Annotated in this window: 17 protein-coding genes and 2 pseudogenes; 11 read left to right on the top strand and 8 right to left on the bottom strand. The window is 71.8% G+C overall.

Features of this window, described 5'->3' with window-relative positions; all coding sequences use genetic code 11:
* Positions 1-8 precede the first annotated feature (8 nt).
* Positions 9-473: a MarR family winged helix-turn-helix transcriptional regulator gene (locus ACWDEW_RS34455; protein ID WP_450518144.1), complete on the bottom strand. Its 465-nt coding sequence runs from the start codon at positions 471-473 to the stop codon at positions 9-11.
* A 245-nt stretch (positions 474-718) separates the two neighbouring features.
* Here ACWDEW_RS34455 and ACWDEW_RS34450 point away from each other — a divergent pair, with 245 nt between their 5' ends.
* From ACWDEW_RS34450 to pcaDC, 7 genes are read left to right on the top strand one after another with little or no spacing between them, the layout of a single operon-like run.
* Positions 719-1,480 carry a CoA transferase subunit A gene (locus ACWDEW_RS34450; protein WP_450518142.1) on the top strand — a complete coding sequence of 254 codons (762 nt, stop codon included), beginning with the start codon at positions 719-721 and terminating at the stop codon, positions 1,478-1,480.
* Entirely contained in the window at positions 1,480-2,124 is a 645-nt protein-coding gene (locus ACWDEW_RS34445) for a CoA transferase subunit B (protein WP_450518140.1), read from the top strand. The genes ACWDEW_RS34450 and ACWDEW_RS34445 overlap by 1 nt, the downstream gene beginning before the upstream one ends.
* Positions 2,121-3,362 carry a thiolase family protein gene (locus ACWDEW_RS34440; RefSeq protein ID WP_450518138.1) on the top strand — a complete coding sequence of 414 codons (1,242 nt, stop codon included), beginning with the start codon at positions 2,121-2,123 and terminating at the stop codon, positions 3,360-3,362. Before ACWDEW_RS34445 ends, ACWDEW_RS34440 begins: the two co-directional genes overlap by 4 nt.
* 8 nt (positions 3,363-3,370) lie before the next feature.
* Positions 3,371-4,144 (top strand): protocatechuate 3,4-dioxygenase subunit beta, encoded by a 774-nt coding sequence (pcaH, locus tag ACWDEW_RS34435; protein WP_450518136.1) that lies wholly within the window; start codon positions 3,371-3,373, stop codon positions 4,142-4,144.
* A 6-nt stretch (positions 4,145-4,150) separates the two neighbouring features.
* Positions 4,151-4,756, top strand: coding sequence for a protocatechuate 3,4-dioxygenase subunit alpha (pcaG, locus tag ACWDEW_RS34430; RefSeq protein ID WP_450518134.1), 606 nt, complete (start codon positions 4,151-4,153; stop codon positions 4,754-4,756).
* Entirely contained in the window at positions 4,753-6,087 is a 1,335-nt protein-coding gene (gene pcaB, locus ACWDEW_RS34425) for a 3-carboxy-cis,cis-muconate cycloisomerase (protein WP_450518132.1), read from the top strand. Before pcaG ends, pcaB begins: the two co-directional genes overlap by 4 nt.
* A complete protein-coding gene (pcaDC, locus tag ACWDEW_RS34420; protein WP_450518130.1) occupies positions 6,084-7,202 on the top strand; it encodes a bifunctional 3-oxoadipate enol-lactonase/4-carboxymuconolactone decarboxylase PcaDC in 1,119 nt (372 codons plus the stop codon). The genes pcaB and pcaDC overlap by 4 nt, the downstream gene beginning before the upstream one ends.
* Positions 7,203-7,479: 277 nt before the next feature.
* Here the strand turns inward: pcaDC and ACWDEW_RS34415 are convergent, their stop codons facing one another.
* Entirely contained in the window at positions 7,480-10,164 is a 2,685-nt protein-coding gene (locus ACWDEW_RS34415; protein WP_450518128.1) for an ATP-binding protein, read from the bottom strand.
* A 321-nt stretch (positions 10,165-10,485) separates the two neighbouring features.
* Between ACWDEW_RS34415 and ACWDEW_RS34410 the strand changes: the two genes are divergently transcribed.
* Positions 10,486-11,499: a DUF2510 domain-containing protein gene (locus ACWDEW_RS34410; protein ID WP_450518126.1), complete on the top strand. Its 1,014-nt coding sequence runs from the start codon at positions 10,486-10,488 to the stop codon at positions 11,497-11,499.
* 152 nt (positions 11,500-11,651) lie between these two features.
* Here ACWDEW_RS34410 and ACWDEW_RS34405 read toward each other — a convergent pair whose 3' ends face one another.
* Positions 11,652-12,275 (bottom strand): TetR/AcrR family transcriptional regulator, encoded by a 624-nt coding sequence (locus ACWDEW_RS34405; protein WP_019069769.1) that lies wholly within the window; start codon positions 12,273-12,275, stop codon positions 11,652-11,654.
* 229 nt (positions 12,276-12,504) lie between these two features.
* Here ACWDEW_RS34405 and ACWDEW_RS34400 point away from each other — a divergent pair, with 229 nt between their 5' ends.
* Both ACWDEW_RS34400 and ACWDEW_RS34395 read left to right on the top strand, forming a co-directional pair.
* On the top strand, positions 12,505-13,302 hold the full coding sequence (locus ACWDEW_RS34400) for a phosphatase PAP2 family protein (protein WP_450518124.1): 798 nt from the start codon (positions 12,505-12,507) through the stop codon (positions 13,300-13,302).
* Positions 13,299-14,264, top strand: coding sequence for a hypothetical protein (locus tag ACWDEW_RS34395; protein ID WP_450518122.1), 966 nt, complete (start codon positions 13,299-13,301; stop codon positions 14,262-14,264). The genes ACWDEW_RS34400 and ACWDEW_RS34395 overlap by 4 nt, the downstream gene beginning before the upstream one ends.
* A 6-nt stretch (positions 14,265-14,270) precedes the next feature.
* On the opposite strand, the gene ACWDEW_RS34390 is transcribed toward ACWDEW_RS34395, so the two are convergent.
* The 4 genes and pseudogenes from ACWDEW_RS34390 to ACWDEW_RS34375 form a co-directional block, all read right to left on the bottom strand.
* Positions 14,271-15,095: a phospholipid scramblase-related protein gene (locus tag ACWDEW_RS34390; protein ID WP_450518120.1), complete on the bottom strand. Its 825-nt coding sequence runs from the start codon at positions 15,093-15,095 to the stop codon at positions 14,271-14,273.
* A 52-nt stretch (positions 15,096-15,147) separates the two neighbouring features.
* On the bottom strand, positions 15,148-17,202 hold the full coding sequence (locus tag ACWDEW_RS34385; RefSeq protein ID WP_450518119.1) for a phosphocholine-specific phospholipase C: 2,055 nt from the start codon (positions 17,200-17,202) through the stop codon (positions 15,148-15,150).
* Between the two features lie 145 nt (positions 17,203-17,347).
* The gene (locus ACWDEW_RS34380) at positions 17,348-17,962 is read right to left on the bottom strand and encodes an ABC transporter permease (RefSeq protein WP_450518117.1); all 615 of its coding nucleotides are present in this window, start codon (positions 17,960-17,962) and stop codon (positions 17,348-17,350) included.
* Positions 17,959-18,309: pseudogene (locus tag ACWDEW_RS34375) on the bottom strand (ABC transporter ATP-binding protein); the annotation flags it as partial. The gene ACWDEW_RS34380 and the pseudogene ACWDEW_RS34375, both read right to left, overlap by 4 nt.
* Between ACWDEW_RS34375 and ACWDEW_RS34370 the strand changes: the two are divergent.
* Positions 18,306-18,479 (top strand): annotated as a pseudogene (locus ACWDEW_RS34370) (ATP-binding protein); the annotation flags it as partial. The pseudogenes ACWDEW_RS34375 and ACWDEW_RS34370 sit on opposite strands and share 4 nt — an antisense overlap.
* A gap of 29 nt (positions 18,480-18,508) precedes the next feature.
* On the opposite strand, the gene ACWDEW_RS34365 reads toward ACWDEW_RS34370, so the two are convergent.
* Positions 18,509-19,573, bottom strand: coding sequence for an NAD(+)/NADH kinase (locus tag ACWDEW_RS34365; protein WP_450518115.1), 1,065 nt, complete (start codon positions 19,571-19,573; stop codon positions 18,509-18,511).
* Positions 19,574-19,585 lie beyond the last annotated feature (12 nt).

Raw genomic sequence — 19,585 nt, 5'->3', positions numbered from 1 at the left:
CCCGGGGGTCAGCGGTGGGCGGCGAGGGGCTCCGTGGGGTTGCGGAGTCCCTCGGCCGCGTCCGAGACCCGTTGGATGAGGTCGAGGAAGACGCCCTGTTCCTCGGCGGAGAGGGGGGCCAGGAAGACCTGGTTCATCCGAGCGGTGCGGACGGCGAGCTTGCGGTGGACGCGGCGGCCGTCGTCGGTCAGGCAGAGCACGAAACGGCGGCCGTCGCGCGCGTCACGTACCTTGTCGAGGAGACCGCGGTTGCTCAGCCGGCTGATCACCTCGGCGACGGTGGACCGGTCCAGGCCCACCCGCTCGCCCGCCGTGCGCTGGTCGAGCCCCGGTTCCTCGACGAGCGCGTTGAGCACGGCGAACTGCGGCGAGGTGATCTCCTCCGAGACCATCGCGTTCCACAGCAGATAGTGCGCCTGCTGGAGCCGCCGGGCGAGGTGCCCGGGGTGAATGGTGAGGTCCACCGCGCCCATGTGCCCTCCCGAAGTCATATTCGTCCGTGCACTGAACGATACCCGGGAACCCTGGGGCCGAGTCCAGGCCTGCACACCGAGCCGACCTGTGACTTCTCCCAGGTCTTGACGCGAGGGCCCCGCAGTGACAGCGTGAAGGAAACTTCACCGAAATGCTCAGTGCCCTGATGAACTGCGGAACCGCACACGCTACGGAAACCGCGTGGACCGCTGACCGGGCGCTCGGACGGGACGGAGCTTCACGGATGGACAAGGTGGTCGCCACAGCCCTGGAGGCAGTGGCCGATGTGCCGGACGGAGCGACACTGGCCGTCGGCGGCTTCGGGCTGAGCGGTGTACCGAACGTGCTGATCCAGGCGCTGTACGAGCGCGGAGTCGGCTCGCTGGGCGTGGTGTCCAACAACTGCGGGGCACTGGAGTCCGGCCTCGCCGTGCTGCTGGCCGCCGGCCGGATCGCCCGGGTGACCGGCTCCTACATCGGCGCCAACAAGGAGTTCGCCCGCCAGTACCTGGCCGGGGAACTGGAGGTCGAGCTGATCCCCCAGGGCACCCTCGCGGAGCGGCTGCGCGCGGGCGGGGCCGGCATCCCCGCCTTCTACACCCCTGCGGGGGTCGGCACCCAGGTCGCCGAGGGCGGACTGCCCTGGCGCTACGACGGCTCCGGCGGCGTCTCGCTCGCCTCGCCGCCGAAGGAGGTGCGGGACTTCGACGGCACCGAGTACGTGCTGGAGCGCGGCATCCGCACCGACTTCGCCCTGGTGCGGGCCGCCAAGGGCGACCGGCACGGGAACCTGGTCTTCAACAAGTCGACCCGCAACTTCAACCCCCTCGCGGCCATGGCGGGCCGGGTGACGATCGCCGAGGTCGAGGAGCTGGTGGAGCCCGGCCAGATCGACCCGGACGCGGTGCATCTGCCGGGGATCTTCGTGCAGCGGGTGGTGGCCCTCACCCCCGAACAGGCCGCCGACAAGCGGATCGAGCAGCGGACAGTGACGGTGAGCAGCTGATGGCCTGGACCCGCGAACAGATGGCGGCCCGCGCGGCAAGCGAACTCGCAGACGGGCAGTACGTCAATCTCGGCATCGGACTGCCGACCCTGATCCCCAACTACCTCCCGCCCGGCGTCGAGGTGATCCTCGAATCCGAGAACGGCATCCTCGGCACCGGCCCGTATCCGACCGAGGACGAGGTCGACCCGGATCTGATCAACGCGGGCAAGGAGACCGTGACGGTCCTGCCGGGCGCCTCTTTCTTCGACTCCTCGCTCTCCTTCGGGATGATCCGGGGCGGTCACATAGACGTCGCGGTGCTGGGCGCGATGCAGGTCTCGGCCGGGGGCGACCTCGCGAACTGGGCGATCCCCGGCAAGCTGATCACCGGGATCGGCGGGGCGATGGACCTCGTCCACGGCGCCCGCACGGTCATCGTCGTCATGACCCATGTCGCCAAGGACGGCTCCCCGAAGATCCTCAAGGAGTGCGCCCTGCCGCTCACCGGCAAGGCGTGCGTGAACCGGGTCATCACCGATCTCGGCGTGCTCGACGTGACACCCGAGGGGCTGGTGCTCACCGAGACCGCGCCCGGTGTGACCGTCGAGGAGATCGTCGCCAGGACCGACGCCGAACTGACCGTCACGGAGGGCCTGTTGTGAACACCGTCTACATCGTCGACGCCGTCCGCACCCCGTTCGGCAAATACGGCGGAGGCCTCGCCTCGGTCCGCCCCGACGACCTGGCGGCCCACGCCCTCCGCGAACTCCTCGCCCGCACCCCGGACTTGGACCCGGCCCGCATCGAGGACGTGTACTTCGGCAACGCCAACGGCGCCGGGGAGGAGAACCGCGACGTGGCCCGCATGGCCGGCCTCCTCGCCGGCCTGCCCACGTCCGTGCCGGGCGTGACCGTCAACCGGCTGTGCGCCTCCGGCCTGGAGGCGGTGATCCAGGCGGCCCGCGCCATCGCGGTCGGGGACGCCTCGATCGCCGTGGCGGGCGGGGTGGAGTCGATGACCCGCGCACCGTACGTCCTGCCCAAGTCGGACCGCCCCTTCCCGGCCGGGCACACCGAGCTGTACTCGACCACGCTCGGCTGGCGCATGGTCAACCCGGCCATGAACCCGCAGTGGACCATCCCGCTCGGCGAGAGCGCGGAACTGATCGCCGACAAGCACAAGATCAGCCGCGAGCAGCAGGACGAGTTCGCGCTCGGCAGCCACCGGAAGGCGGCCGACGCGCAGGCCGCGGGCCTCTTCGACGGCGAGATCGCCGCCGTCCCGATTCCGCAGCGCAAGGGCGACCCGGTCGCCTTCGCCGCCGACGAATGCGTACGGCCGGACGCCTCCCTGACGGCGATGGCCAGGCTCAAGCCCTCGTTCCGGACGGGGAGCGAAGCGAGATGGGGGTCCCCCCGGCCGAAGGCCGGGGGAGGCACGGTCACGGCGGGCAACGCCTCGCCGCTCAACGACGGTGCCGCCGCCCTGCTGCTGACCGACGAGGAGGGCCTCAGGGCCACCGGCCGTCAGCCCCTGGCCCGGGTCTCGGCGACCGGTGTGCACGCGCTCGACCCGGACTACTTCGGACTCGCCCCCGTCGAGGCCGTCAACCGCGCACTCGCCAAGGCGGGCAAGGGATTTGACGACCTGTCAGTCCTCGAACTCAACGAGGCCTTCGCCGCCCAGGTCCTCGGATGTGTCGCCGAATGGCCCGAGTTCGACCCCGCGATCCTCAACCCCCAGGGTGGTGCCATCGCGTTGGGCCACCCCCTCGGCGCCTCCGGTGCCCGCCTCGCCGGCACCGTCGCCCACCAACTCGCCCGCAAGGGCTCGGGAGTCGGTGTCGCCACCCTCTGCATCGGCGTGGGCCAGGGCCTCGCCCTCGTCCTCGAACGGTAGGAACCCCCATGGCTCTCACCCAGCACGACATAGACCTCGAAATAGCGGCCGAGCACGCGACGTACGAGAAGCGGCTCACGGACGGCGCCCCGGTCGAGCACCACCCGCGCCGCGACTACGCCCCCTACCGCTCCTCGCTGCTCCGCCACCCGAAACAGCCGCCGGTCACCATCGACGTCTCGAAGGACCCGGAGCTGGTGGAACTCGCCTCCCCCGCCTTCGGCGAACGGGACATCACCGAGATCGACAACGACCTGACCCGGCAGCACGACGGGGAGCCGATCGGTGAACGGATCACCGTCTCCGGGCGGCTGTTGGACCGGTCCGGACGGCCGATCCGCGGCCAGCTGGTCGAGATCTGGCAGGCCAACTCGGCCGGCCGCTACGCGCACCAGCGCGAGCAGCACGACGCCCCGCTGGACCCCAACTTCACCGGCGTCGGCCGCACGTTGACCGACGACGAGGGCGGATACCACTTCACGACGATCCAGCCGGGCCCCTACCCCTGGCGCAACCACCTCAACGCCTGGCGTCCGGCGCACATCCACTTCTCGATGTTCGGCACGGCGTTCACCCAACGGCTCGTGACGCAGATGTACTTCCCGAGCGATCCGCTGTTCCCCTACGACCCGATCATCCAGTCGGTGACGGACGACGCGGCCCGGCAGCGCCTCGTCGCGACCTACGACCACAGCCTGTCCGTGCCCGAGTTCTCGATGGGCTACCACTGGGACATCGTGCTCGACGGCCCGCACGCCACCTGGATCGAAGAAGGACGCTGACCCGCCATGACGAAGATCGACACGAGCCGCCCGGAGTCCGTGCTGCCGACCCCGTCGCACACGGTCGGCCCCTTCTACGGCTACGCGCTCCCGTTCCCCGGCGGCGGCGACATCGCACCGGTCGGCCACCCGGACACGATCACCGTCCAGGGGTACGTCTACGACGGCGAGGGCAATCCGCTGCCCGACGCCTTCGTGGAGCTGTGGGGTCCCGACCCCGACGGCAACGTCTCCACGACCGACGGTTCCATCCGGCGCGACCCGGCGAGCGGCGGCTATCTCGGCCGCAACGGCGTGGAGTTCACCGGCTGGGGCCGCATCCAGACCGACGCCAACGGCCACTGGTACGCACGGACACTGCGACCGGGCGCCCGCGGGCTCAGCGCCCCGTACCTCAGCGCGTGCGTCTTCGCGCGCGGGCTGCTGGTGCACCTCTTCACCCGGATCTACCTCCCGGGCGACGAGGCCGCGCTCGCCGGAGACCCGCTGCTGTCCGGGCTGGACCCGGCGCGGCGCGACACGCTGATCGCCCGGGACGACGGCCGGGGCACCTACCGTTTCGACATCCGCCTTCAGGGCGAAGGCGAAACGGTCTTCCTGGAGTTCCAGTGACTTTTGCCGACCCGTCGGACACCGGCCTGCTCGCCCCCGGGTGGGCCGGCTCCCCCGCCGCGTCCGCGACGAGCGACACCGCGTACCTACGGGCCCTGCTCGACGCGGAGGCCGCGCTCACCCGCGCCCAGGCCACTCTGGGGCTCGCCCCCGCCGAGGCCGCGACGGCGGTGACGGCCGCGACCGACGTGGACCACTTCGACGTACGGTCCCTCGCGGAGCGCGCACGCGGCGGCGGCAACCCGGTGATCCCGCTGGTCGCCGACCTGACGAAGGCGGTCGGCGCGGAGTACGGCCCCTACGTCCACCGGGGCGCGACCAGCCAGGACATCATGGACACGGCGACGATGCTGGTCGCCGCCCGCACCCTGGACCTGGTGCTGGCCGACCTCACGCGTACGGAGGTCGCGCTGGCGGGGCTGGCCGCCGCCCACCGCGACACCGCGCTGCCGGGCCGGACCCTGACTCAGCACGCCGTACCGACGACCTTCGGGCTGAAGGCCGCCGGATGGCGGTCGCTGGTGCTCGACGCACGGGACCGGGTGCGGGTCGTACGGAGTGCGCTGCCCGTCCAACTCGGGGGTGCGGCGGGCACGTTGGCGGCCTTCGTCGCATACGGCGCCGAGGACCCGCTCGCTCTTCCGGACGCATACGCCCGTGAACTCGGGCTGACCGCACCGCCGTTGCCCTGGCACACACTGCGAGCCCCGATCGCCGACCTCGCCGGGTGCCTGGCCTTCGCGGCGGGGGCGCTGGGCAAGCTCGCCGCCGATGTCCTCGTCCTCGGCCGCACCGAGATCGCCGAGGTCTCGGAGGGCAGCGGCGGGGGTTCGTCGGCCATGCCGCACAAGGCGAATCCCGTACGGTCCACACTGATCGCCGCCGCCGCGCGGCAGGCGCCGCAGCTCGCGGCCGTCCTCTACGGCTCTCTGGTCGCCGAGGACGAGCGGCCGGCCGGGGCCTGGCACGCCGAGTGGGAGCCGTTGCGCGCGTTGCTGCGGCTGGTCGGCGGTGCGGCCCGCGACGCCGTCGAACTGGCCGAGGGGCTGCGGGTGCATCCCGACGTGATGCGTGAACACCTCGATGCCACCCACGGGTTGATCGTCTCCGAGCGGCTGTCCGCCGAACTGGCGCCGCTGCTCGGCCGGTCCCGGGCGAAGGAGCTGCTCACGGAGGCCGCCCGGCGGACCTACGCGGAGAACCGCACCTTGGCCGAACTGCTGACCGAGGAGCCCGAGTTGAAGGACCTCGACCTCTCCGCACTCACCGACCCCGCCCGCTACACGGGTTCCGCCGGAGCCCTCACCGACCGTGCGCTGGAGCGACGTTGACCGAGAAGCTGCTCAACTTCCGTGCCGAGGGGCCCGCTTCCGCTCCCCCGCTGCTGCTCGGCCCCTCGCTGGGTACGTCGTACGCGCTCTGGGACAAGGTCGCGCCCGAACTGTCCATCACCCACCGGGTGATCCGCTGGGACCTGCCGGGACACGGAGGTTCGGCACCGGATCTGATCGGCCCCGGGGCGACCGTCGGCGACCTCGCAGACCTGGTGCTCGCGCTCACCGACTCGCTCGGGATCGGGCAATTCGCCTACGCGGGCGTGTCGTTGGGCGGTGCGGTCGGTCTGCATCTCGCGGTGGAACACCCCGAGCGGGTGTCGTCGCTGGCCGTCATCTGCTCCTCCGCGCACTTCAACGGTGCGAAGCCGTGGGAGGAACGGGCCGCGCGCGTACGGAGCGAGGGGCTGGGCTGGCTGGCCGAGAACGCGAACTCCCGTTGGTTCACGCCCGGGTTCACCGTGCCGGAGCTGGTGGCCGACCAGCGGGCCGCCGACCCGGCCGCGTACGCCGCGTGCTGTGACGCGCTGGCCGCGTACGACCTGCGGTCACGGCTCTCCGGGGTCGGCGCGCGCACGCTGGCGATCGCCGGGCGCGAGGACCCGGCGACGCCGCCGGCGCATCTGCGCGAAATCGCCGACGCGGTGCCGGGCGCGGCCCTGGTCGAGATCCCGGGGGCCTCGCATCTGGCGCCCGCGCAGTGCCCGGAGGCCGTCCTCACGGCGCTGCGCGCGCACCTGGACGGGGGTGCGGGGCGCGGGATGGCGGTACGGCGTGAGGTGCTCGGCGACGAGCACGTGGACCGGGCGCAGGCTCGGCAGACACCGTTCACCGCGCGCTTCCAGGACTTCATCTCGCGGTACGCGTGGGGGGAGATCTGGACCGACACGACGTTGTCGCGGCGCGAGCGGAGCATGGTCACGCTGACCGCGTTGGTTGCGCACGGGCATTACGACGAACTGGCGATGCATGTGCGGGCGGCTCGGCGTAATGGGCTGACCGCGGAGGAGATCGGCGCGGTGCTGTTGCAGAGTGCGGTGTATTGCGGGGTGCCTGCGGCGAATTCGGCGTTCGCCGTGGCTCAGCGGGTGTTGGAGGAGGACGGCGACTAAGGGGGTGGGGGCTGGCGTTGTGGGTCGGGTGCGGCTGCGTCGTGGCTGGTCGCGCAGTTCCCCGCGCCCCTTGACACCACAGGCCAGCTCAAAAGCACAGGCCGGCTGAGGTTTTGGGGCGCGCGAGGGCCTCCGCGGCCCTCAAAAACACGGGCCCGCCCAAGTCTTCAGGCGCGCGAGGACCTCCGCAGTTCTCAATAGCGCAGGCCCGCCCAAGTCTTCAGGGGCGCGGGGAACTGCGCGACCAGCCCCCACCGGCCCGCAGCCGAAGAACGACTCAACGCAACCCCCTCCCCGTCTCCAACACCTCCCGCGCCTGCGCCGCCAAACCGTCCGCCCCGCACGAACGCGCCAGTGTCAGACCCCTGTTGATCTCAGCCACGGACCGCGCGGCGATCCCGTACTCCACCCGCGCCGCCGCATGCTCGTACTGGCAGGGCGAGGACTCCAGGTACGCGACAGCCTGCGCAGCAAGCCGTACCGCGCGCTGACCCGTTTCCAGTGCGGCAGCGCACCGCAGGGCCTCGCCGATGGCGGTGTCCGTGCCGAAGCGTTCGGCGCGGCGGCGGGCGTCGGAGGCGAGCTGGGCGGCGCGGGTCGGGTCCTCGACGGCGAGGGCCCGGGCGAGGTCGACGGCCCACGGGACGAGGACCGGGTTGTGATGGCCGCGTACGCTCGCTGCCTTCGCGGCCTCTTCCAGTTCGTTGATGCCGTCCTTGGTCCGGCCGACGGCGATCAGCAGCCTGCCGCGCACACAGCGCGGGTCGGGCAGCACGATGGTGGACGGGTACGGCGGTGCGAAGCCGTACTGTTCGGCGATCGCCCAGGCCTCCTCGACATGGCCGCGGGCGAGCAGCGTGTCGACCAGGTTGCAGGTCGCCGACCAGTACAGGGGCAGTCCGCGGCCGACGCGCTCGGCCAGCCGCAGGGACTCGCGCAGCGAGATCTCCGCCTCCCGGAGCCGGCCGCGCCTGCGCAGGCCGAGGCCGAGATAGGCGTGCGCCAGGGAGAGGTGGCCGCCGCTCCAGCCCGCCGTCTCGTAGGCGCGCAGCGCTTCGTTGTACAGGCTCTCCGCGCGGTCCAGGCGGTCCGTGTAGGCGTAGGCGCTGGCCAGCATCATGAGGATTTCGAGGCCCCACTCGGTGTCGGTCCAGCCGAGGCCCGGGGCGAGCCGTCCGTTGACGAGGGCGCGGTCGCAGACCTCGACGACCTCTTCGGCGTTCTCGCCGTGGGTCATGGCGTCGAAGCCGCGCAGGATGAGCAGGGCACGCTCGGAGTTGTCGCGGCCGGTGCAGGTGGCGGCGAGTTCGGCGAGCCGCTCGGAGCGTCCCGGGGAGGTGCCCTCGCCCGCGTGGATGCCCTCCCACATGTACTGCACGGCCTGCAGCCGCATCCGGGCGGCGCCCGGTTCGTGCCGGGCGGCCTCCGCCTCGACGGTGCGGACGGCCTCCTCCAGCTGGTCGTTGTGGGTCAGCGCCTGGGACAGCCGGAAGACGGCGTCCACACGCGCGTGGCCGTCCAGGCCCGGCATGGCGAGGGCGCTCTGGATGTGGCCGATGGTGGTGGCGGGCGCGGTGAGCAGGGTGGCGCAGCCCAGTTCGTAGAGCACGCTCGCGTGGGTCTCGGCGAGCGGCGGCTCCACCAGGGCACGCTCCAGACAGCGGCGGGCGGCGTCGGGGGCGCCGATGGAGAGGTGTTCCCTGGCCGCCTCGCGCAGCTGCTCGACGAGTTCCTGGTCCTCCTCCGGGTGCACCTGGAGGAGGTGCCGTGAGGCGGCCGCGGCGCCGCGTCCGGAGTCGGTGACGACCTGGGCGGCGATGCCGTGCATGGCGGTACGCCAGCCGCCCGGGATGGAGTCGTAGACGGCGCTGGCGATCAGTGGGTGGACGAACTCCAGCTCGCCGGCGTCGGCCTGGGAGGTGGCGGGGTCGGGGGCGGTGAGGATGCGTTCGCTGCGGAGCAGTTCGGCGCAGCGGTCCGCCTCGTCGCCGGTGATGGTGGCGAGGCGGGCGACCAGTTTCACGGAGATGCCGGTGCCGAGGATGGCGGCGGCCCAGGCGAACCGGGTGGCCTCGGTGCCCAGGCCGTCGAGGCGGGCGACGAGTCCGCCGCCGCGCGAGGAGCGGTTCAGGGCGCGCAGTTCGGCGGCCGAGGCCTCGACCGGGGCGAGTTGGCTGTCCTGGACCTTGGCGAGGAGTTCGACGGTCTCGTACGGGTTGCCGCCGGTGACCGCCCACACCTCGCGGCAGAACGCGTCGTCGGCGTGCGGGCCGAGGGTGGCGCGGGTGAGGCCGGCGGCAGCCTTCGGGGTCAGGGCGCTGAGCTGGGCGACGGGGTGGCCGGTGAGGGCGGCGATCGCGTTGAGATACCGGCCGCGCTCGCCGGTGACCTCGTCGGGCCTGCGGGCGACCACGACGAGGACGGAGAGGTCGTCGAGGCGCTCGGCGAACGCGGCGAGCCAGCGCAGGGTCTCCTGGTCGGCCCAGTGGGCGTCGTCGATCAGCAGGACGAGGGGCCACTCGCGTTTGGCGAGCCTGCGTACGGCGGCGACGAGGCCGTCGCACACGCCCTGCGGGTCGGCCTGCCGCTCGCCGGGTTCGGCGATGCCCAGGGCGGGGCCCGCGATGTCGTACCAGTCGCCGAGGTACTCGCGCGCCTCCTCTGGCATCAGGGAGAGCAGGGCGGGCTGCAGCAGCTGCCGTACGACGTTGAAGGGGACGGACTTGAGGGTCTCGCCGCCGCGGGCCTGCCAGACCACGCAGTTGCGCTCCTCGGCGATGCGGCGGGTCTCCGCGAGGAGCGCGGTCTTGCCGAATCCCGCCTCGCCCCGGACGACCAGCAGACTGCCCGAGGACGACTGGTCCGCGCACAGGGCGTCGATCGCCTCCACGACACCGGCGACCTCTTCGTCGCGCTCCCACAGGGAGGCCGAGGTGGCCTCCGGGGGCCGGTCCTCCGTCATCCCGATTCCTCCCCGGGTAGGCCGAACGACGTACAGACATCGAGCGTAGCCGCCCGGCTGCCGCAACGGAGGGCGGTCCGGGCAGCTGTTGCCTTATCGGGTGACGGCGGGGTACGTGGGCGTGACGAGCAGTCAGAAGGGGTCGAAATAAAGCCACTTTCGATCAATCACGTAACAGCGTGAACAGGTGTGCCGCACTGTGCACCGACGGCGCCGGACGCGGCAGGTGAGGGCCGGGCTCGCGATCGTCGGCGGCGCTGTGACGCCATCACGGCCGGATCCTCTCATCCCGCTTTCACCGACGCCTCATACGGTGGGGACATGACGCAGGTGACTCCCCCCGGGTGGTACCCCGATCCCGGGCAGACGAATGACGGTCCCGCCACCGAGCGCTGGTGGGACGGCAAGGCATGGACGGACCGGACCCGCCCGGCCGGGTCGGCCGCCGAATGGGGACCCCCGACCGAGCCGCCGTTCCCCGGGGCGTACCCGGCCCATCCCGCGCAGCCCCCGGCCGCGCCGCACCGCAATCTGCGCACCGGCATAGCCGTGGCGGTGGCCGTCGCGGTGCTGACGGCCATCGGTGTCGGTGCCTACGCGCTGTCCGGCAGCGGGAACGGCAACCAGGCCGGCACCCAGCAGGCGCCGAACGGGCAGGGCGGCTTCGGCGGCCAGGGCGGCCCCGAGGGACAGGGCGGTACGGGCGGGCAGGGCAATCCCTTCGGCGGATCCGGCGGGACGGGTGGGTCCGGTGGTACGGGTGGTGCGACGCCCGCGCCCAGCCAGTCCGCGCAGCCGAAGGTCGAGGCCGGCGGCACGGTGACCGACTCGCTCGACGGCATCAGCTTCACCGTGCCGTCCGACTGGTACGGCCAGGTCATCGAGGTCGGCGCGCAGGTCACGTCGAACACCTCGTACAAGTGCCCCGGCAACACCGCACAGACGTGCACGAACGGCGGGGCCTACTCGGCGCCCGCGGTGGTCCTGGGCACGAAGGGCACCACGGCCGAGGAGGTCGCGAAGGCGGACATCGCCGCCAACGCCAAGGAGTCCTACGGCGGTACGACCTACGGCAGCATCACCTCGCACGAGGTGCTGGCGTCCAAGGCCGTCACCGTCGCCGGGCAGAAGGGCTACCTGGTGCGCTGGAAGGCCATCACCAGCAAGGGCGCGGACGGCTATGTCGAGTCGCTCGCGTTCCCCTCGCCCGCGAGCACCGGCCAGATGGTCGTGGTCCGCTTCGGCGTCGACGTCGGCCAGAAGGAGTCCGTGATCGACGAGATCACCGCGGGCATCAAGGTGGCCTCGGGCGGCGGCGACGGCCAGACGATCTGATCCCGTCGCGCCCCGGCACACAGTCGGCCGGATGGGGCGCCTCTCCGCTCAAGAGGAACCCCACCCGGCCGGGGGGTGCGCGCCGCCCCCGTCCCCACGGTGCGGCGCGGCCAGGTCACCGTCCAGTCATCCCATGGACGGCGGCCTGATTCTCAGGGCGACCCGGACAGGCCCAGTGCGGGCAGCACCGCGGCCTCCACGAATCTCACCAGGTAGTCGGGGTCGGCGTAGCAGCCCTCCAGGACGGGGCGGGCCCGCAGGACGCCGAAGATCTGGGCGGGGACGTACGGCAGCGCCGGGTGGTCGGCCGGGATCTCGCCGCGTTCCACACCGCGGCGCAGGATGTCCTCCAGCGCGGTGATCTCGGGGTGGACGAGCGCCTCGCGCAGTGCCTGGGCGAGTTCGCTGTCCTGGGTGACGGCGTGGCCGAGGGCCGCGACGAGTTTGGTGTCCTTCGCCGACCAGGCGCCCGCGGCCCGCGCGGCCTGGCGCAGGTCCTCCGCGAGGGAGCCGGTGTCGATGCCGGTGAAGTGTGCCCGGCGGTTGGCGCGCAGCGCGGCGGCGACGAACTGGGGCTTGGTCCCCCACTGCCGGTACAGCGTGGACTTGCTGCACCGGGTGCTGCTGGCGACGCCCTCCATGCTGACGGAGTCGTAGCCGCATTCTCTGATCTGGTCGAGCACGGCGTCGAAGAACTCCCGCTCACGCTCGGGCGTGATCTTGGAGCGGCGCGAGGCGGCGACCGTGTCCGGTGCGTCCTCAGCCTGCGACGTCATGGCTCTTCTCCTCACTCGGCCCGCGGACCCGGGGTGGGGTCCGCTCTCCAGTGTGTCTCGTTTCGCTATCGATACGCCAGTGTACCGGTACTCCACCGTATCGGTACCATCTCGTATCGGTACACTGGCGTATCGGAACGGACTCGTACCGATGAGTTCGGTCCGCCGGAAGGGTCACAAGCCCTGCCAGCACCACCACACGCACCACCGTCAGCGAAGGGGCCGGGGGATGAATGCCCGCACCGAGCCTGCAGAGAAGGGGACCAGCGCGATAGCGCGGCCCCCGCTCGTCCGTGAGCTCCTGCTCGTCGCAGGGCTCTTCCTCGTCTACAAGTTCGGCCGCCAGCTGGCGACGGGCCACACCACCGAGGCACTGCACAACGCCCGCCACGTGTGGGACCTGGAACGGACCCTGCATCTCCCGAACGAGGGCTCGGTGCAGTCGGTGCTGCTGCACAGCGACACCCTCGTGCACCTCGCGAACACCTTCTACGCGACCGTCCACTTCCCGGCCACCGTGGCCTTCCTGGTCTGGCTGTACCTGCGGCGCCCCGCGCACTACGTCTGGGCCCGCCGGGTCCTGGCGACGGTCACCTCGGCCGCCCTGGTCCTGCCCTTCGTGTTCCCGCTGGCGCCCCCGCGCATGCTGGCCGCGACCGGCCTGGTCGACACCGCGAAGGTCTACGGCCCCTCGGTGTACGGCCCGCCGACCAGCGACCACCTCTCGAACCAGTTCGCGGCGATGCCCTCGCTGCACTTCGGCTGGGCCCTGATGGTCGCGATCGGCCTGATCGTCGCGACCCGGTCCCGGTGGCGCTGGCTGTGGCTGCTGCATCCGCTGGTCACCCTGACGGTGATCGTGGGCACGGCGAACCACTACTGGCTCGACGCGATCGTCGCCACCGCCATGCTCGGCATCGCCCTCGCGCTGATCCACCCGCCGCACCGCACGGCGACCACGGCCGGCCGCGGTCAGTCGGAGCTCGCCCCGGAGAAGCAGCCGGTCCTCGTCGGAGCCGGCCGATGAACGCCACCCTCGTCGCTGTCGTCCTCTCCCTGTTCTCGGCCGTCGCCTACGCGGCCGCCGCCGTGGCGCAGGAACGGCTGGCGTCCCGCAACTCCGACGCGGGCATGCTGCGGCTGCTCGCCACCGGTTCCTGGTGGTGGACGGTCGTCCTGAACGCGTCGGCCGCGCTGCTGCACGTCGTGGCCCTCAAGTACGGTCCGCTGACCGTCGTACAGCCGCTGGGCGCGCTCACCCTGGTCGCCGCGGTGCCGATGGGCGCGCGGGTGGCCGGGCGGCGGGTCAGCGCGAGCGAATGGCGGGGCACCGCGCTCACCCTGCTCGGCCTGTCGGCCCTGCTGGTGACGGCGTCCGGGCCCCAGCCCGACCAAGTCCTCACCGTTCCGCAGGCGTTGGCGGTCGCGGGCGCGACGTCCGCGCTGATCGGCCTGCTGGCCCGGCGCGGCACGAAGCCCGGTCTACGGCATGCCTCCGCGTCCGGTGTCGCCTCGGGTGTCGCCTCCGCGCTCACGCAGACCGTGACGGTCGCGGCGACGGACCGCTCGGGTCCGCTGCTGAGCATGCAGGTGGTCGGAGTCGCCCTGCTGGTCGCGGTGTTCGCGGCGGGCGGGCTGCTGCTGTCGCAGACCGCCTACCGGGGCGGCCTCGGTGCCCCGCTCGCGGTGGTGACCCTGGCGAACCCGGTGGCCGCCGCCGCGATCGGCCTGGCCCTGCTCGGCGAACGCCTCCAGGGCGGCGCGGCCGGCATCCTCCTCGCGCTGACGGGGGCCGCACTCGCGTCGTGGGGTGTGGTGCTGCTGACCCGGGTGACCCCGCTGGTGCCGCTGCCGAACGAGTACGGCGACCACGATCATCCCGTGGCCGCCGTGCTGGCGCTGGAGCCCGAATCGGCTTCCCTGGAACCGGCGTTGATGCCCCGGCAGCCGGGCCGGCGGTCCGAGCCGGGGCATCTCACCGCGCTGTGACCGGGATCAGCCGAGGCCCCGCGAGTCCTGCTTGAGGGCGGTGTCGACGGTCAGCGCCGTCGCCACCACCAGGCTCAGCAGCGGCTCGGGCAGCTGGTAGTGGATCTGCAGGACGTAGTTGTCCGCGGTGGTGAACATCGTCTTGGCGAGGCCTTCCCAGGTCTTGGTGATCCGGGCGACCTCGTTGTCCGCGTGGTCGACGATGGCGAAGTTCCAGGCCCGCCAGTTCTCCGCCTTGATCGCGCCGATCTGCTGGCCGTTCACCATCAGCCCGAAGTTGATCTTCCCGATCATGTTCTGCTGGACGATCTCGCCCACCGGCGAGCCGTCCGGGCGGGACACGATCACCCGGGACTTCATGAGCTTCGCGGGCCGGGTCAGCACCAACTGCGGCTGCCCGTGGGCGTCCCGGATCTCCAGCCGGTGCGTCATGAACTGGTCGAGGCTGGAGACGAAGCGTATGGCCTTCTTCAGCGCGCTCTGGCCTATCTCGGTGACGGTGCCGAGCAGATTGCCGTTCTGATCCATGACCTTGTACTCGTTGGTCAGCTCGATCAGCTTGGCCTTCTGGTTCACCACGAGGACCGGCTCGGTGAACAGACTGCCGCCGCCGGGGCCGCCACCGGCGACCCCGGCCTGCTGCTGCACCTGTTGCCGCACCCGCGGGTCCGGCCCCGCCTGCTGCTGGGGCACCGACTGCTGCTGCGGCTGCGCCTGCTGGTCGGCGTTGGTGTGCTCGGTCCACTTCGCGCCGTCCCAGTAACGGAGGGTCTGGGGCGCTCCGTGCGGATCCGGGTACCAGCCTGCAGGTGTGTTCGAATGCGTGGTCACCGGGGCACACTACCGCGAGTGCCCCGGAATACAACCGGCCTTACGACAGTGCTCATACCCGCCCGATCGCCGGGTCGCTGACCCCCGGGCGGCCGTTCTCGACATGTCCGGCGAATCGCCGCAGGAAGCCCGCATCGCCGTCCGAGGTGACCGTCAGGTCGTACCACCGCCTGCTCGCGCCGAGGTCGACGGTGTGCCGGACGGTGGCGCCCGCCCGCACCTTCACGGTCCACGTCTTGCCGCCGTAGCCGTTGACGACCCTCAACTGGACTGTGCCCGAGCCCTTGTTGGTGAAGGTCAGCTCGACGTCGTCGCCGCAGTCGCGGGCGGTGACCTCGGGTCCGGCGCTCTTGCCGGGGCCCTTGAAGACGCGCAGGAAGCCGTTCGGGCCGTGCACGGTGAGCTCGTACGAGCCGCTGGAGTAGGCCGAGTTCCAGGTGTCCGAGACGGTCTTGCCCGCCTCGGTGGTGTAACTCCAGGGCCCGTCCGTGCGGTTGCCGGAGGTGACCAGGAAGTTGGCGCCGGCCTTCGCGCCGGAGGCGAAGGCGAGCGTGAACTTCCCGGCCGCCGGGTCCGCCGAACCGTCCACCACGGACGCGTACTTGAGCGGCCGGGCCGGGCGCAGTCCGCGCTCCTGCTTCGGCAGCACGGGGTTGGCGGGCGGGGTCGGCACATAGTCGGGGTGGCGGTTCTTGTCCGGCGGCCGGTAGCCGTCGGTGTCCGGGAGCGGGACCCTCTTGACGTCCTTGCGGGAGAAGTCGAAGGCGGTGGTCAGGTCGCCGCAGATCGCGCGCCGCCACGGCGAGATGTTGGGCTCGTGGACGCCGAAGCGGCGCTCCATGAACCGGATGACCGAGGTGTGGTCGAAGGTCTCCGAGCAGACGTAACCGCCCTTGCTCCAGGGCGAGACGACGATCATCGGGACGCGCTGGCCGAGGCCGTAGGGACCGGCGGGGTGGCTGGCGTTGCCCGCGAAGAGGTCGGGGCCGACGTCGACGGTCGACTTGCCCTGCGCGGCCGAGCCCGGCGCGAACGGCGGCACCAGGTGGTCGAAGAAGCCGTCGTTCTCGTCGTACGTGATGAACAGGGCGGTCTTCGCCCACACCTTGGGGTCGGAGGTCAGCGCGTCCAGGACCTGCGAGACGTACCAGGCGCCGTAGTTCGCGGGCCAGTTGGGGTGCTCGGTGAAGGCCTCGGGGGCGACGACCCAGGAGATCTTCGGCAGCTTGCCGCCCTTGACGTCGGCCTTCAGCCGGTCGAAGAAGCCCTCGCCCTTGGTGGCGTCGGTGCCGGTGCGGGCCTTGTCGTAGAGCGGGTCGCCGGGCCGGGCGTTCTGGAACTGCTTGAAGTAGAGCAGCGAGTTGTCGCCGTAGTTGCCGCGGTAGGCGTCCTGGATCCAGCCCCAGCCGCCGGCCGCGTCGAGGCCGTCGCCGACGTCCTGGTAGATCTTCCAGGAGACGCCCGCCTTTTCGAGCCGCTCGGGGTACGTCGTCCAGCTGTAGCCGGCCTCGTCGTTGCCGAGGACGGGGCCGCCGCCGGTGCCGTCGTTGCCCGTGTAACCCGTCCACATGTAGTAGCGGTTGGGGTCCGTGGAGCCGATGAACGAGCAGTGGTAGGCGTCGCAGATGGTGAAGGAGTCGGCGAGCGCGTAGTGGAACGGGATGTCCTCGCGGGTCAGGTACGCCATCGTCGTGGAGCCCTTGGACGGCACCCACTTGTCGTACTTGCCGCCGTCGAACGCGGCGTGCCCGTCGTTCCAGCCGTGCGGGAGGTCCTGGATGAACTGCAGGCCCAGGTCGTCGGCCTCGGGGCGGAACGGGAGGATGTCCTTCGTGCCGTCCGACTGGTACCAGACCGGTTTGCCGTCCTGCCGGGTCACGACCGGACGCGGGTCGCCGAAGCCCCGGACGCCTCTGAGCGAACCGAAGTAGTGGTCGAAGGACCGGTTCTCCTGCATCAGGACGACGATGTGCTCGACGTCCTCGATGCTCCCGGAGCGGTGGTTCGCGGGGAGCGCGGCGGCACGCTCGATGCTGTTGGACAGCGCGGTGAACGCCGTCGTGGCACCCGCGAGTTGCAGAAAGCGACGCCGGTTGACTTCGGACATGGGTGAGGCACCTCTCATCCTGACGCGCGGCCGGCCGGAACATGGCGAAATGCGCGCGGTGCGAGTGTTCCAAGAGCAACAAACGTCAGGGAAGGGTCCGGTGGCGCTCATGTGAATCTCGTCCGTACGTGCGGGGGGCGAACCGTCACGCCGTCGCCAACGCCTCCGTCGGGGTGGGGCGGGAGGCCCTGATGGAGGGGTGGACACCGGCGGCCATGCCCATCCGGGTGGCGGCGACCGAGCCGAGGACCGCCGTGGGGAACCGCTCGGTGCTCGCGCCGAGGTAACGCCCGGACCGGACCTCGGCGTTGATCGCCTCCAACAGGTCGGTCCTGCCGGCCGGCACGGCCAGCCCCGCGTGGTCGTCGGCGTCGACACGGTCGTTGCGGAACACCTCGACGTGCGTGTTCGCGACCGCGCCGGCCACGGTGACCGGTCCGATCCGGCGGACCATGTCCACCGACTGGGGCGGCAGTTGGACCGGTGGTGTCTGGTTGGGCACGGGGACGGCCTGGAGCATGTTGGTGCCCAGCGCCGAGAGCTGGTTCATCAACGCCTTCTGGCTGGACGCCGGGATCCCGGTCACCACGATCATCGTGGCGACGCCGATCGAGATCCCCAGCGCGGACAGTGCCGCCCGCATCCGGCGGGTGTGGCTGCCGAGCAGTCCCAGACGCGGGATGTGCAGCGGGGCCAGCCGTACCGGCCTGGTGTCGGCGACGGCCGTGGCGGCGGTCGGCTCCGGTGCGGTCGTGGTCATGACCGGCGTTCCCCATGGAGGTCGGTGAAGGTGTCCCCGCGGACGGCGAGGGTGTCGTCGGCGAGTTCGGCCATGTCGACGGCCGGGGTGTCCTCGCCGGAGCCGTAGTCCTCGCGGCGGACGTCGGCGACCGGCCGGCCGTCGAGGATCTCCACCCTGCGGGGCAGCTGTGCGGCGATGTCCCGGTCGTGGGTGATGATCGCGACGGTGGTGCCCTCGTCGTTCAGGGTGGTCAACAGCTCCAGTACGGCACGGCCGTTGGCGGTGTCCAGGGCGCCGGTGGGTTCGTCCGCGAGGACCAGGGCCGGGCGGTTGACCAACGCGCGGGCGATGGCGACCCCGCCCGAGGGTCTTCGACCGGTTCCTGCGGGCCGAGAAGTCCCGCAGCCGCCGCACCGGCGGCAGCGGTCTCGGCCTCGTCGTCGTCCGCCGGCTCACGGAGGCGCACGGCGGGACGGTGACGGTGGCCGGCACGGTCGGCACCGGCACGGTCTTCACCGTCCGCCTGCCGGTCTAGCCCTCGCCGCGGAACCTCCCCTACGACCGTCAGCGCGCGGCGGCGGGCGGTGGCAGGCGCATTCCGGCGAGGTCCGGCGGGACCGGGGTGTCCGGGCGGAAGAAGGGGGCCGCGGGACCGTCCTGGGCGGTGGCGGGGGCGTCGGTGAGCCGGAAGCGGTCGCGCAGCCGGCCGTAGAAGTCGGTGGGGCGCAGGCGGATGAGGCGGACCCGCTGCGGGGAGCGGAAGACGCCGATCCAGTCGCCGGGGTCCAGGACGCCGCGGAGTTGGCCGTCGACGCTGACGGCGGCCTGTCCGGAGTGGGGCAGCACACGCAGGCCGACCGGTTCGTCGGGGGCGGCGACGACGCTGCGGTCGAAGGTCATGTGCGGGGCGATGGGCGTGAAGACGACGGCGTCCATGTGGGGCGAGAGGACAGGTCCGCCGGCGGCGAAGCTGTAGGCCGTGGACCCGGTGGGGGTGGCGACGGCCAGGGCGTCGGCCGAGTAGCTCGCCAGCAGCGCGCCGGCCACGTAGACACCGACACTGACCTGCCGGTCACGGGCCAGTTTCTCCAGGACGACGTCGTTGAGGGCGATGACGTCCAGCGCGCACCCCCAGCCGCCGCCCGCCGTGGTCTCGGGCCGGACCTGCGGCGGCGGCAGCATCGGACCGCGGCCGTAGCGCAGCAGGGCCTCCATCTCCGGCGGGATGTCCAGGGGCCGGGAGGCGCGCATGGTCAGCGTCATGCGTTCCTCCACGACGGCCCGCCCCTCGTGGACGGCGTCGAGGGCGTCCCCGATGTCGTGGGCGGGGACCTCGGTGAGGAAGCCGACCTTGCCGAGGTCGACGCCGAGCACGTCGGCTCCGCTCTTGACGGCGATGCGGGCCCCGCGCAGGAAGGTGCCGTCGCCGCCGAGGGTGACCACGAGGTCGGGGTTGCCCGCCGCCTCGGCCTCCTCGCGTCCGGTCCGGCGCTGGTGGTCCTTGCCCCACACGTCGATCTCCGTGCAGCGGACGCCGTGTGCCTCGCTCCAGTCGTGCACGGCACGCGCCGCGTCCCGGGCCGTCGCGCGTCCCAGGTGGACGACGAGACCGATACGGCGTACGGGCATGGGGTCCTCCGT

It is taken from the genome of Streptomyces sp. NPDC001100 (assembly GCF_053598575.1).
The sequence above is the reverse complement of the archived record's forward strand: the minus strand, read 5'-3'. Positions and strand labels throughout refer to the sequence as shown.

Excerpts from the sequence above, each read along its gene's own strand:
- ACWDEW_RS34455 (WP_450518144.1), bottom strand. The coding sequence starts at position 473 with ATGGGCGCGGTGGACCTCACCATTCACCCCGGGCACCTCGCCCGGCGG.
- ACWDEW_RS34450 (WP_450518142.1), top strand. The coding sequence starts at position 719 with ATGGACAAGGTGGTCGCCACAGCCCTGGAGGCAGTGGCCGATGTGCCG.
- ACWDEW_RS34445 (WP_450518140.1), top strand. The coding sequence starts at position 1,480 with ATGGCCTGGACCCGCGAACAGATGGCGGCCCGCGCGGCAAGCGAACTC.
- pcaH (WP_450518136.1), top strand. The coding sequence starts at position 3,371 with ATGGCTCTCACCCAGCACGACATAGACCTCGAAATAGCGGCCGAGCAC.
- pcaG (WP_450518134.1), top strand. The coding sequence starts at position 4,151 with ATGACGAAGATCGACACGAGCCGCCCGGAGTCCGTGCTGCCGACCCCG.
- ACWDEW_RS34415 (WP_450518128.1), bottom strand. The coding sequence starts at position 10,164 with ATGACGGAGGACCGGCCCCCGGAGGCCACCTCGGCCTCCCTGTGGGAG.
- ACWDEW_RS34410 (WP_450518126.1), top strand. The coding sequence starts at position 10,486 with ATGACGCAGGTGACTCCCCCCGGGTGGTACCCCGATCCCGGGCAGACG.
- ACWDEW_RS34405 (WP_019069769.1), bottom strand. The coding sequence starts at position 12,275 with ATGACGTCGCAGGCTGAGGACGCACCGGACACGGTCGCCGCCTCGCGC.
- ACWDEW_RS34400 (WP_450518124.1), top strand. The coding sequence starts at position 12,505 with ATGAATGCCCGCACCGAGCCTGCAGAGAAGGGGACCAGCGCGATAGCG.
- ACWDEW_RS34395 (WP_450518122.1), top strand. The coding sequence starts at position 13,299 with ATGAACGCCACCCTCGTCGCTGTCGTCCTCTCCCTGTTCTCGGCCGTC.
- ACWDEW_RS34385 (WP_450518119.1), bottom strand. The coding sequence starts at position 17,202 with ATGTCCGAAGTCAACCGGCGTCGCTTTCTGCAACTCGCGGGTGCCACG.
- ACWDEW_RS34380 (WP_450518117.1), bottom strand. The coding sequence starts at position 17,962 with ATGACCACGACCGCACCGGAGCCGACCGCCGCCACGGCCGTCGCCGAC.
- ACWDEW_RS34365 (WP_450518115.1), bottom strand. The coding sequence starts at position 19,573 with ATGCCCGTACGCCGTATCGGTCTCGTCGTCCACCTGGGACGCGCGACG.